We start from the raw sequence: 12,427 nt of genomic DNA, 5'->3' as shown, positions 1-12,427 counted from the left end.
AACTAGCGAAAAACCTGTTTCAACTTACCGCTGTCGATGATTGGGCTGCGAAAGCAACGCAAGCGGGAGCAGATGGGGGGCGCGGTGCTCCCCACCACAACGCCTCACCCTAGCGCAACCTGAGCCGCCCACGCGCGGGCGTTCGTGCGCAGCCGTTCCTCCTCCCGCGGTAGCAGGCGCTTGGCGAAAACCTCCACGTCATGGCGCAGCTTCAAGGCGCGCTCCCGGTCGCAATGCTCGAGCATGTACAGACGGCGGACGGCGGCGCGCCAGTGGCCGTCCCGCAAGTCTTGGCGCAGCGATGCTTCCAGCACCTGCGCCGTTGTAGGCGGCCGTGCTTGTGGTTGGGGCGGGCTCACGCGTTTGGCCGGGGCAGGTGCCACCCCCACAGCAGGCGCGGTCGCCACGCGCTCGGCAATGGGACGGCGCGCTCTGGCTTCAACCCCGGCCCGCGGCTTGGCGCGTGCTCGGCGCGCGGGGCTTTCCCTACGGGGACGGGTCCGCTTCTCGATCGTTGACGACGCCATCAAAGAGGCAAACGGCGGCGGTCCGACCCAGCGGGTCACGGGCCCATCCCATGCCGGCTCCATTACCCCACCATGCCTTCCAGATGCACGGGAAACCGGCTCAGCATCATCTCGCCCGACGGCGTGGCGTGCGTCTTCAGCTTGCCTCTGGCGCGCAGCTGCGCGTGCTCGGCCAGCCGCGAAGGTTCGACCATGTCGGACCAGGGAATGTCCGCCTCGGTGAGACGCGTGCGCAGCGTAGCGGCGTCCACCGTGGCGATCCGCGCCGCCAGGCACCGGTTGACGTGCTCGGCCTGCGCGGTGCGCTCGGCAAATGTTGCGCCATCCAGACCCTCAACCTCCAGATCCAGCAGCTTCACCAGCCGGGTCCAGAAGTGGTCTTCCACCGCCGCGATGGCGAGGGACGCGCCGTCAACCGTCTGGAACACGCCGTAGCCTGGGCGCAGCAGGGCCTCGTTGCGCTGGGCCTGCAGGTCGGCCCGTCCCTTGGCCACGAACTGGCCGATGCGCGGGTTCATCATGTGCACCAGACAGTCGGTGATGGACACGTCCAGCCACTGGCCTTGGCCGGTGCGGTGCCGCTGTTGCAGCGCGGCCAGCGTCGCGGCCAGACCGTACAAGGCGCCCGACAGGTCGGCCACGGGAATGCCGTAGCCGTGTTCGGGTGGCTCGCTGGCGCGGCCCGACAAGGCCGTGACACCAGAAGCGGCCAGGTAGTTGAGGTCGTGCCCCGCCAGCGCCGCGAGCGGACCGGTCTGGCCATAGCCCGTGAGCGACACATAGATGACGCGCGGGTTGGTCCTGCGCACCGTCTCGTGGTCCAGGCCCAGGCGGGTCATCACGCCGGGACGGTAGCCCTCCAGCACGATGTCCGCTTCTTCCACCAAAGCGAGCGCCTGCCGGCGTTGCGCATCGTTCTTGAGATCGAGGAAGACGCTGCGCTTGCCCCGGTTCATCGCCGCGAACACACCGGGCACCAGGACGCGGGCGTTGTCGCCGTGCGGCGGCCGCTCGATCTTCACCACCTCCGCTCCCATCTCGACCAGGCAGTCCGAGAGGAACGGCCCGGGCAGCAGCTCGGAGAAGTCGACGACCTTCAGGCCGTCGAGCGGGGCCGTCGGCGTGCTCATGGCAATACGTTGCGCGGATCGGCGCGCAGCACATGCTCCCAGGCTTCGCGCGCCATCGGCGCCTGTTTCTCTTCCATGCAGTGGGCCAGGATGCCCGCCGAGCGTCCGACCAGGGCGAGGCCGCGCGCGACCATCGGGTCCAGCCCCATGGCCGCCACGATGGAGCCGATGGCGCCCACCGCGTTGAGCGGCAGCTTCTTGCCCATCTCGCGCGTGAAGACATCGCTGATGGCCTCCATCAGGCGCCAGTGTTTGCCGTAGTAGCCGTTGGCCTGCGAGAGCGCGCGCAAGGTCGGCACGCGAGGGTCGCCGTCGACGTGGATCGGATGGCCCACGCCGAAAATGGAGCGGCGCTCCTGCTTGTACTGTTGGATGAGCGCGCGCGCGGTGTCGCGCAGTTGTTCGTCGGTGGCGTCGTCCGTCAGGTCGGCCGCGCCCTGCAGCAGCATCTCGGTGGCGTTCTGCATGGTGCCAAGAAACACGCTGCCCGCGCCCAGCAGGCCGGTGGCCACGGCGCCTTGCAAGGACTCGGGCGCGCCGATGTAGGTCAGGCGCGCGGCCAGCGAACTGGGCGTAATGCCGTGGTCGGCGGTGGTCACAAGCAGCGCGTTGACCATGGTCTTCTCCTGCGCTGTCGGCATGCGCGACAGCGTGGTGAAGAAGATCATGTCGATGAAGTCGAACTGCCCGATGATCTCGGTCGAGAGGTTCTTGCCCCGGACCATGATGGTGTCGGTGGTGGTGTAGCCGATCTCTGTCTTTACCATTTGAAGTTCTCCTTGGATGAATGGGTGAGCACCGCGTCCAGCGCGGCCACGCCCTGCCCTTGCGGACGCACCGCGAGGGGGTTGATTTCCAGTTCCTCTATCCGCTCGGCGTGTTGCACGACGAAGTCGCTCAAGCGCACCAGCGTCTGCACCAGGGCATCGACGTCGAAGGCGGTCTGCCCCCGGTGGCCCACGAGCAGGTCGTGACAACGTGTTTCCATGACCATCGCCCGCGCCGAGGCCGGCGTGAGCGGCAGCAGGCGTCGGCTCACGTCCTTGAACAGCTCGATGCTCACACCCCCCAGGCCGAAGGTGCAGACATGGCCGAACACCGAGTCGCGGTGGATGCCGACCACAGCCTCGACGAAAGGCTTATCCAGCATCGGCTCGACGAGCACACCCTCGATCACCGAAGGGTGGTGGTGGGCCGACACGTTCTGGCGGATCGCCTCAAAGGCGGCCTCGGCCTGCGACGCGCTCTCGATGCCGAGCTGCACGCCACCCACGTCGGTCTTGTGCGTGATCTGCGCACTGACGACCTTCATGGCCACGCGGTTGCTCGCCATCTGCGCGAAGGCATCGGCCGCCTCGGCAGCCGAATGCACCACGGTGCCGACCGGCGCGTTCACACCGGCCGCCTGCAACAGCTTCTTGGCAGCGGCTTCGCTCATCGCGGTGCGCTCGCCTGGAGCGGCCTGCGGCTGGCCCAAGGGCTGCCAGGCCACGTCGCGCCCCGCGAGCCAGCGGCCGTAACCGACATGGCGCTTCACCGCCAGCACCGCGTTGCGCACCGAACGGATCGGCGCGAGGCCGCCCTCGACCATGAGGCGGTGACCTTCGCCCTCGCGGTCGCTCATCCAGATCGGCACGATCGGTGTTTTCTCGCCGACCTGTGCTTTCACCATGCATTCGGCCAGCAGCTGTGTGGTCTTGCCGTACTCGACCGGGATCGGCACCAGCACCACCTGGGTGTTGGGGTCCTTCACCGTGGCCTCGATGGTGGCGTGCGCAATGTTCGCGTCGGCCAGCACCTCGCCAGTCACGTCCACCGGGTTGCCCAGCGGCGCGTAGGGCGGCAAGACTTTCTTGAGCTTGTCCAGCGTGGCCGGCGCCAGCTCGGACATCTCCAGCCCTTCGATGCCGATGCGGTCGGATGTCAGCGCGCCGCTGCCGCCCGAGAAGCAATACACCGCGATCTTTTCGCGCCCGGTGGGCTGTCCGCGCGCCAATAGTGTGGCCACGTCCACCGCCTCGCCAATGTCGTCCACCTCCACCACGCCCAGCTCGCGAAACACCGCGCTGTTGATCTCGGCGGAGCCGGCGATGGCAGCCGTGTGCGAGGCAGCGGCTTTCGCGCCGTAGTCGGACTTGCCCACCTTCAGTGCCACGATGGGCTTGCCGCGGCGCGCAGCCTGCAGCGCAGCCGCCATGAAGCGCGGACCGTCGCGGACGCCTTCGAGCACGGTGTAGATCACGCGGATGTCGTCCGCGTCGGCCATGTAGTGAATGTAGTCGCTGACCTGCAGGTCGGCTTCGTTGCCGCCCGAGAACCACAGGCCGGTGCCCACGCCGCGCGCCATGGCGCTCTGCATGAAGCTGCGGCCCACGCCACCGCCCTGTGTGGCCACGCCGATGGGGCCCGGCATGCGGTCGATGCGATAGGCCGGCGAGAAACTCATGCCGAGACCGGCGTTGATGTTGTTCAGGCCCGGGCAGTTGGGGCCGTAGATGCGCAGACCGGTGCGCGCGACGATCTCGCGCATTTTCGCTTCGACCGCGTGGCCCGCTTCGCCCATTTCGCCAAAGCCCGAGGTGAAGACGATTGCGAAGGGAATGCCGCGCTCGCCGCATTCGTTCAGCGACTGCACGACGTGCTCGGCACGCACGGAGACGATGGCCACGTCGGGCACGGTCTTCAGGTCGAGCACCGAGGGCAGGCACGGCATGCCGGCCGCAGTCTGGCGTCCTGGGTTGACCAGTGTGAGTTCGCCCTTCCAGGTGGAATAGGTCGTGAGGTTCTCGATGGTGCGCGCGCCGATGCTGTCGGGCTTGTCCGACGCGCCGACCACCACGATCGAGCGTGGCAGCACCAGGTGTGAAAGGTCCTGGAACACGGTGCCCTCGCGGTCCATCACGCGGCGGCCGGTGCGCGGCGCTTGAGCAGGCAGGTGGCGCCGAGTTCGCAGCACACCTCTCCGCGCTGGTTCACCGCCTTGCGCACGAACTTGATCAGGCCGCGCTCGGGTTTGCTGGTGGGCTTCTGCTCCACCACCTCGATCTCGACGCGGATGGTGTCGTTGATGTAGGTCGCGCGCGGGAACTTCACCGTGTTCTCCAGCACGCCGAAGAGCGCGTTTTCCATCAGCTGGTTGGGGATGGAGCGCGAGGTCAGGCCTGCCATGAAGGAGGCGACCAGCATGCCGTGAGCGATGCGCTGGCCGTGCGTCGAAGCCTTGGCGTACTCGGCGTCGACGTGCAGGCGGTTGAAGTCGCCGGTGAGGGCCGCGAAGGCGGCCACGTCGGCTTCCGTGATGGTGCGCGACGAGGTGGTGTAAGTGGTGCCGACGGGCAGGTCTTCCCAGTAGATGGAAGCCTGGGCGACGTCGTTGACGACGGAAGAAGAAGCAGTGGACATGGTGTGCGGTCTCGTGAAGTCAGACAAGGGCGGAAATGCCCAGAATTTCGCGGCCGATGATCAGCGTCTGGATCTCGGTCGTGCCTTCGGGAATCATCCCGCCGCGGGTGTCGCGGAAGATGCGCTCGATCGGCAGCTCGGTCGCGTAACCGATGCCGCCGTGCACCTGCAGCGCGAGGTTGGCCACTTCGAAGGCGGACTCGGTGGCGTAGAGCTTGGCGATCGAGCATTCGGTGCGCGCGGTGCCTTGCTGCATGGCGCGCGCGGCGCGGTAGCCGAGCGCGCGCGAGGCCTGCACGCGCATCGTCATGTCGACGATGTGCTTCTGCACCAGCTGGAAGGAACCGATGGGTTTGCCGAACTGCTTGCGGTCGCGTGCGTACTGCGTGGACAGGTCCAGCGCGCATTGCGCAGCGCCGATCGCGCCCATGGCCACGTTGAGCCGGCCGAAGTTCAGGCCGATCAGGATCTGGCGCAGGCCCTGCCCTTCCTGCCCGAGCAGGTTGACGGCCGGGATCTCGGCGTTCTCGAAGGTGAAGGCGGAGGTGCCGGTGGGGCGCACGAACATGGTTTCCACCGGCTCGGTCTTCCACGCGGCCTGCGGGATCTGGTCGCGCTCGACCAGGAACAGCGAGAGCTCGCCGTTGCTGCTCTCGCTGAAGGTGCGGGCCACCACCACGCCGAAGTCGGCGAACTGGCCGCCGGTGATCCACAGCTTGGCGCCGTTGAGCACATAGCGATCACCGCGCTTGTCGGCACGCGTCTTGATCTCGGCCACGTTGGAGCCCACATCGGGCTCGGAGATGGAGACGAAGGTCTTGCGCTGATTGCGCAGCAGCGGGCGCATGAAGCGCTCCTTCTGGTCTTCGCTGCCGTACGCGTTGATGAGCCCCGACACGATGTTGAGCGTGTTGACCATCACGCGCAGCGAGAGCCAGCAGTAGCCGACCTCTTCCATCATCACGGCCCAGGTGGGGAAGTCCAGGCCCAGGCCGCCGACCTCTTCAGGCAAGGTGCCGCCGAGGTAACCGAACTCGCTTAGGCCGGTGAGCACCTCGTACGGGAAGCGCTTGTCGGCTTCCGCCTGGCGGATCAGGGGCGAGACTTGTTCCTTCAGGTAGCGACGGATGTTGTCGCGCATCAGGATCTGATCCGCGTTCAAGCCGTCGACGTCGACCGCATCAACCATAGCGGCCTCCGGTGACGAAGAGCGTGGTGCCTGTGATGTAGCGCGCGCGCTCGGAGGCGATGAAGGCCACCGCGTCGCCGACGTCGCTAGGCTGGCCCGGGAAGCTCACCTGGTTCTTGGCCAGCACGTTGGCCTGGATGGTGTCGAAGTTCGGCAGGCTCTTGATGTACTCGGTTTCGATGTAGCCTGGCGCGATGGCGTTGACCGTCACGCCCTTGCGCGCAACCTCGTATGACATGGCGCTGGTGAAGCCGACGATGCCGGCCTTGGCGGTCGAGTAGTTGGCCTGGCCCGGGTTGCCGAACAGCGCGCGCGAGCTGATGTTGATCACGCGGCCCCAGCCTTTTTCGATCATGTGCGGCAGCGCGGCGCGGCAGCAGTGGAACGCACCCTTCAGAGTCACGTCGAGCACGAGGTCCCAATCGGCCTCGTCCATCTTGAGCAGCGTGCGGTCTTTGACCAGGCCGGCGTTGTTCACCAGCACGTCGATGCGGCCAAAGGCCTCGTGGCCGGCGGCCACCATGGCCTTCACCTGCTGTTCGTTGCGCACGTCGCACGCCGTGGCAATCGCGCGGCCGCCCTGGGCCACGATGCCTTTGGCAGTTTCCTGCGCAGCGTCACCGTCCAGGTCGGTGATCACCACCGCCATGCCTTCTTGCGCCAGCGTGCGCGCCGTCTCCGCGCCGATGCCGCGCGCCGAGCCGGTCACGATCGCGACGCGGTCTTTCAATCCGAGGTCCATATGTGGTTCTCCTGTGTCAAGTGGTGGTTTCGTCATCGGCCAGCAGTGCGCTGCGTGCTTCTTGCAGCGCCTGCAGGTAGATCTCTTGGTGGCGGTCCATGCGCGCGATAGGACCGGCCAGGGACAGCGCGACCGGCTGCCCGTTGAGCCAGCCGGACACGGCCAGGGCGCGCACGCCCTCGATGCCTTCGCCGCGGGTTTCGTACCAACCGGCTTCACGGCCGCGCGCGAGCTGTTCGCTCAGGGTGTCCGGTCGCAGCACGGTGTCGGAGGTGACGGCGCGCAGCCGCAAATGGTCGAGTTCCGCCGCCAGCGCATCGGGCGGCAGCGCGCCCAACAGCGCCTTGCCCAGGGCCGAGGCATGCAGCGCCACGCGCTCGCCCTCGTCCAGGATGTAGCGCAGGCGCAAACGGCTGGGCTGGGCCGCGGCGACCTTGGCGGCATGCCGGTCGAGCACGCCGAAGAAGGCGCTTTCGTTGGTGCGCTGGGCGAGCTGGTCGACGGCTTCGCGCGCCAGCAGCGTGAACGAGTCGTTCTCCTTCACCTGCCGCGCCACTTCGTGCAGCCGCCCGCTCGGATAAAAGCGGCGCGACCCCGGGCTGCGGCGCAGGTAACCCATGGTGTGCAAGGTGTGCAGCAGGTCCGAGCAACTGCTCTCGGGCACGCCGAGCAAGCGCGCGATTTCGAGGTTGCTCAGCTCGCGCCGCTCGCGAGCGAAGACCTCAAAAACAGACAGCGTGCGACCGACGACGGGCATGAGGCTGGACATGGTGGGCTTCAAAAAAAACTTCGCTTCATCCGAGATTGCGGATTACTATACGCTATCTCGGATTCAAAATCCAAGCGATTTCGAGAAGTTTCTTTACCTGCCACCCGGCCCCACCGTCGAAGCAACCCTCTGGAGACACCATGAAACCGACCTGTTCCTCTCTGAAAAACCAGCGCGCCAGGCGCGTGGCACTGGCCTTGTCTGCCGGCTTTGCATTGCTCGCGCAACTGCCCGGCGCACTGGCGCAAACCGCGTACCCGACCAAGCCCCTCACCATCGTGGTGCCCGGACCGGCCGGCGGCATCACCGATCAGCTCGGGCGTTTGATCGCCCTCAAAGTGGGCGAACGCCTGGGACAGTCCGTGATCGTCGAGAACCGCGCGGGCGCAGGCGGCAACCTCGCAGCGGAAGCCGTCGCCCGCGCCGAACCCAACGGCTACACGCTGCTGCTGGGCACACAGGGCACGCAGGCGACCAACCAGTACCTCTACAAGTCCCTGCCCTTCGACCCGGCGAAGGATTTCGTGCCGGTGCACGCGCTCATGTCCATCCCCAACATCGTGGTGGCGAACGCCAGCCGCCCGTACCGCAACATCACCGAGCTGGTCGCCTTTGCGAAGCAGAACCCGGGCAAGGTGCTGTTCTCGTCGGCCGGCAACGGCACCGGCACGCACCTGGCGGGCGAGCTGCTGCAGGCCGAAGCCGGCGTGAAGTTTGTGCATATCCCGTACAAGGGCAGCGCACCGTCGATCAACGATCTGCTCGGCGGCCAGGTCGACATCAGCGTCGACTACCCGATCACCACGCTGGGCCACATCCAGGCCGGCAAGCTGCGCGCGCTGGCCGTCACCGGCCCCACGCGCTTGCCAGCCCTGCCGCAGGTGCAGACCATCGGCGAAGCCGGTTACCCTGGCGCGGAGTCGACCTCGTGGATTGGCCTGTTCTTCCCCGCGAAAACACCGGCTGCCATCGTCGAGCGCTGGCAGACCGAAGTGGCGCAGGCCCTGCAAGACCCCGCCGTGGTCGAGTCGCTGGGCCGCATGGGTGGCCTGCCACTGGCGCTGGGCGGCGCAAAGTTCGGCGATTTCGTGGTCGCCGAGCGCAGCAAGTGGAAGACCGCCATCCAGCGCTCGGGCGCGAAAGTGGACTGAGGAGCACGCAGCCATGCAGCCACAAGGCGCTTTGTCCGGTCTGCGGGTGATCGACCTCTCGCAGATGCTCGCCGGCCCGATCTGCACCCAGGTGCTCGCGGACCAGGGCGCGCAGGTGATCAAGGTCGAGTCGCTCGCGGGCGACGGCATCCGCAGCTCCGGCCCCTTCCACCCCGACGACACGCTGCGCGCCTTCGGCGGCTACTTCCAGAGCGTCAACCGCAACAAGTCGTCGATCGCGCTGGATCTCAAGCACCCCGAAGCGCGCACATTGCTGATGCGCCTGGTGCGCGATGCCGACGTGATCGTGGAGAACTTCCGTGCCGGTGTGATGGAGCGCCTGGGCCTGGGCTATGAAAGCCTGCGCGCGCTCAACCCGCGACTGGTCTACGCCACCATCCGCGGCTTCGGCGATCCGCGCACGGGTGAAAGCCCGTACGCGGACTGGCCGGCCTACGACGTGGTCGCGCAGGCCATGGGCGGCATCATGGGCATCACCGGCCCGCAAGGTGGTGCGCCCACCAAGATCGGCCCGGGCGTGGGCGACATCGTACCGGGCCTGATGCTGGGCATCGGCATTCTCTCGGCGGTGCATCATGCACAGCGCACCGGCCAGGGCCAGTTCGTCGACGTGGCCATGGCCGACGGCGTGCTCGCGCTGTGCGAGCGCATCGTGTACCAGCAGTCCTACGAAGACCGCACACCCGGTCCCGAGGGCAACCGGCATCCGCTGCTCTGCCCCTTCGGCCTGTTCCCGGCACGGGATGGCTGGGTGTCGATCGCCTGCGCGAACGAGAAGCTCTGGGCCGAGCTCGCCCGCATCATCGGCCGCCCCGAGATGGCCTCCGACCCGCGCTACGCCACCAACCCGTCGCGCGTGGAGCACGCGAATGAGGTGATCGAAACGGTCGAGGCCTTCACCCGCACGCGCACCAAGGCCGAGTTGGCCGAAGCGCTGGGTGGCCACGTGCCCTTCGGGCCCGTCTACACCGCGCGCGACATCTTCGACGACCCGCACTTCGCGCGGCGTGAGATGCTGGTCGAGGTGGAGCACCCGGGATGTCCCGCACCCGTGCGCATCGCCGGCGTGCCCATCAAGCTCAGCGAAACGCCCGGTGGCGTGCAACGCCGCGCGCCCCTGCTGGGCGAACATACCGACAGCGTTCTGCACGCCCTGGGCCTGGCAGACGACGACATCGCCCGGTTGCGCCGCGAAGGCGCCATCGCCTGAACACGAATTTCTGGAGAACCCTTATGCAAATCCTCACCGAGGAGCGCAAGCTCATCAAGGAATCGGCCCGCGAATTCACCATGAAACGCGTGCTGCCGATCGCCAACAAACTGGACCCCGAGAAGGGCATGATCCCGCGCGAGTTGATCGACGAGATGGCCGAGCTCGGCTACTTCTCGATCCTGATTCCCGAGGAATACGGCGGCCTGGGCCTGGGCGCCACCGAATACTGCATGGTCGCCGAGGAACTCTCGCGCGGCTGGATGAGCGTGGCCAGCCTGATCGCGCGCGGCAACGGGCTGATCGGCGCGCTCAAGCACCTCACGCACGAGCAAAAGAAGGAATACCTGCCGCGCATGGCGCGCGGTGAATACCTCGGTGCGTTCTCGCTGTCCGAAGCCAACGCGGGCTCCGACGTGGCCAACATCACCTGCCGCGCGGTGCGCAACGGCGACCATTGGGAAATCACCGGCAGCAAGTACTGGTGCACCTTCGCCGACCAGGCCGACTTCATCGTGGTGATCGCGCGCACCGACCCCAAGGTGGATCCGAAGGCGCGCCACAAGGGCCTGTCGGCCTTCATGGTCGAGAAGCCGCGCGGCCAGCTGCCCGAGAACTGCAAGGGCAGCACCATCCCCAAGATCGGCTACTTCGGCTGGACCACCTGGGAACTTGCGTTCGACAAATGCCGCGTGCCGGCCACGCACATGATTGGCGAGGAAGGGCGCGGCTTCTACCTCGCCACCGCCGGCCTGGAAACCGCGCGCGCCCACACGGCGGCGCGCGCCATCGGCCTGGCCCAGGGCGCGCTGGAAGACTCGCTGGTCTACGCGAAAGAGCGCAACCAGTTCGGCCGCTCCATCGGCGAATTCCAGGCCATCCGCTTTAAGCTCGCGACCATGGCGACGCAGATCGAAGCCTCGCGCGCGCTGATGTATTCGGTGTGCGAACAGATCGACCAGGGCCAGCGCTGCGACACGCAGGCCGCGATGGTCAAGCTCTTCGCCACCGAGATGGCCGAGCAGGTGACCAGCGAAGGTCTCCAGATCCACGGCGGCGCGGGCTACACCACGCACTTCGCGGTGGAGCGTCACTGGCGCGACGCGCGGCTCACCAAGATCTTCGAGGGCACCTCGGAGATCCAGCAGCGCATCATTTCCGACGCCCTGCTCGGCAAGGTGCCGCAATGAGCAGCGGCAAGACGCGCACCGGCAACTACTTCGAAGACTTCCGCCTCGGCCAGCGCTTCGTGCACGCCACGCCGCGCACGCTGACCGACGCGGACCAGAGTCTCTACATCGCGCTCACCGGCAGCCGCGCCTGCCTGCACAGCGCCGATCCCGTGGCGCGCGCCGCCGGCCAGCGCGGACGCCCGCTCGACGACCTGCTGGTGTTCAACACCGCCTTCGGCAAGACCGTGCCCGACCTCTCGCTCAACGCCGTCGCCAACCTCGGCTATGCGGAGATGCGCTTCAACCAGCCGGTCTTCAACGGCGACACGCTCAGCGTGCAGAGCGATGTGATCGGCCTGAAGGAAAACTCCAACCGCCGGTCCGGGGTGGTCTACGTGCGCTCGACCGCGCGCAACCAGCACGGCCAGACCGTGTTGAGCTGGGTGCGCTGGGTGATGGTGCACAAGCGCGACGCCACCGCCGCGTGCGGCGAGACGGTGATTCCGACGCTGCAAGCGCAAGTGGACACCGCCGCCCTGGCCGCGCTCGCGGCCGAGCGCTTCGACCACCGCGCGGCCCTGGTGACGCAGTCCACCGGCGTCACCGATCTGTGGGAGGACTACGCCGTCGGCGAGCGCATCGACCACCCCGCCGCGATGGCCATCAACCACAGCGACCACAGCCTGGCCACGCGCCTGTACCAGAACACCGCCAAGGCCCACTTCGATGCGCACGGCATGGCGCGCTCGCCCATGGGCCAGCGCCTGGTCTACGGCGGGCACATCATCTCGGTGTGCAAGGCCCTGGCCTACGACGGCACCGAGAACGCGCTGGCCATCCTCGCCATCCACGGCGGCAGCCATGTGTCGCCCACCTTCGCGGGCGACACGATTTGCTGCGCCACCACCGTGCTCGACACCTTCGATGCCGGGAGCGGCGCGTCCGTGGGCGGCGTGCGGTTGCGCATGGTCGGTGCGAAGAACCTCGAGAGCGCCAGCCAGATCGTTTTTCCCGCCGCCGGCCAGAAGCACGCCCCCGAGACCGTGCTTGATCTGGACTTCACCATCGCCCTGCCCAAGCGCGGCGCAGCCACCCCCAACCTCTGAACACAAGA

General features: G+C 67.3%; 12 protein-coding genes. 4 read left to right on the top strand and 8 right to left on the bottom strand.

The window, feature by feature from the left end:
- Positions 1 to 104 precede the first annotated feature (104 nt).
- The 8 genes from ACODTB_RS19625 to ACODTB_RS19590 all read right to left on the bottom strand — a co-directional run bounded on the left by ACODTB_RS19625 (position 105) and on the right by ACODTB_RS19590 (position 7,759).
- The gene (locus ACODTB_RS19625) at positions 105 to 359 is read right to left on the bottom strand and encodes a hypothetical protein (protein WP_291112857.1); all 255 of its coding nucleotides are present in this window, start codon (positions 357 to 359) and stop codon (positions 105 to 107) included.
- A 230-nt stretch (positions 360 to 589) separates the two neighbouring features.
- The gene (locus ACODTB_RS19620) at positions 590 to 1,657 is read right to left on the bottom strand and encodes a CaiB/BaiF CoA transferase family protein (protein WP_488929660.1); all 1,068 of its coding nucleotides are present in this window, start codon (positions 1,655 to 1,657) and stop codon (positions 590 to 592) included.
- A complete protein-coding gene (locus ACODTB_RS19615) occupies positions 1,654 to 2,424 on the bottom strand; it encodes a citryl-CoA lyase (RefSeq protein ID WP_291112853.1) in 771 nt (256 codons plus the stop codon). Before ACODTB_RS19615 ends, ACODTB_RS19620 begins: the two co-directional genes overlap by 4 nt.
- On the bottom strand, positions 2,418 to 4,613 hold the full coding sequence (locus ACODTB_RS19610; RefSeq protein WP_488929659.1) for an acetate--CoA ligase family protein: 2,196 nt from the start codon (positions 4,611 to 4,613) through the stop codon (positions 2,418 to 2,420). Before ACODTB_RS19610 ends, ACODTB_RS19615 begins: the two co-directional genes overlap by 7 nt.
- On the bottom strand, positions 4,556 to 5,059 hold the full coding sequence (locus ACODTB_RS19605) for a MaoC family dehydratase (protein WP_291112851.1): 504 nt from the start codon (positions 5,057 to 5,059) through the stop codon (positions 4,556 to 4,558). Before ACODTB_RS19605 ends, ACODTB_RS19610 begins: the two co-directional genes overlap by 58 nt.
- 19 nt (positions 5,060 to 5,078) lie before the next feature.
- A complete protein-coding gene (locus ACODTB_RS19600; protein ID WP_488929658.1) occupies positions 5,079 to 6,248 on the bottom strand; it encodes an acyl-CoA dehydrogenase family protein in 1,170 nt (389 codons plus the stop codon).
- Positions 6,241 to 6,990 carry an SDR family NAD(P)-dependent oxidoreductase gene (locus tag ACODTB_RS19595; protein WP_488929657.1) on the bottom strand — a complete coding sequence of 250 codons (750 nt, stop codon included), beginning with the start codon at positions 6,988 to 6,990 and terminating at the stop codon, positions 6,241 to 6,243. Before ACODTB_RS19595 ends, ACODTB_RS19600 begins: the two co-directional genes overlap by 8 nt.
- A 16-nt stretch (positions 6,991 to 7,006) precedes the next feature.
- Positions 7,007 to 7,759, bottom strand: coding sequence for an IclR family transcriptional regulator (locus tag ACODTB_RS19590; protein ID WP_291112845.1), 753 nt, complete (start codon positions 7,757 to 7,759; stop codon positions 7,007 to 7,009).
- 140 nt (positions 7,760 to 7,899) lie between these two features.
- Between ACODTB_RS19590 and ACODTB_RS19585 the strand changes: the two genes are divergently transcribed.
- The 4 genes from ACODTB_RS19585 to ACODTB_RS19570 are packed head-to-tail and all read left to right on the top strand — an operon-like array spanning position 7,900 to position 12,419.
- The gene (locus ACODTB_RS19585; RefSeq protein WP_291112843.1) at positions 7,900 to 8,910 is read left to right on the top strand and encodes a Bug family tripartite tricarboxylate transporter substrate binding protein; all 1,011 of its coding nucleotides are present in this window, start codon (positions 7,900 to 7,902) and stop codon (positions 8,908 to 8,910) included.
- Between the two features lie 13 nt (positions 8,911 to 8,923).
- Positions 8,924 to 10,141 carry a CaiB/BaiF CoA transferase family protein gene (locus ACODTB_RS19580; RefSeq protein WP_488929656.1) on the top strand — a complete coding sequence of 406 codons (1,218 nt, stop codon included), beginning with the start codon at positions 8,924 to 8,926 and terminating at the stop codon, positions 10,139 to 10,141.
- A gap of 23 nt (positions 10,142 to 10,164) precedes the next feature.
- Complete coding sequence (locus ACODTB_RS19575) at positions 10,165 to 11,331, top strand: acyl-CoA dehydrogenase family protein (protein ID WP_488929655.1); 1,167 nt, start codon at positions 10,165 to 10,167, stop codon at positions 11,329 to 11,331.
- Positions 11,328 to 12,419, top strand: coding sequence for a MaoC family dehydratase (locus ACODTB_RS19570; RefSeq protein WP_488929654.1), 1,092 nt, complete (start codon positions 11,328 to 11,330; stop codon positions 12,417 to 12,419). Before ACODTB_RS19575 ends, ACODTB_RS19570 begins: the two co-directional genes overlap by 4 nt.
- Positions 12,420 to 12,427 lie beyond the last annotated feature (8 nt).

It is taken from the genome of Hydrogenophaga sp. FG152, from assembly GCF_057809615.1.
The sequence above is the reverse complement of the archived record's forward strand: the minus strand, read 5'-3'. Positions and strand labels throughout refer to the sequence as shown.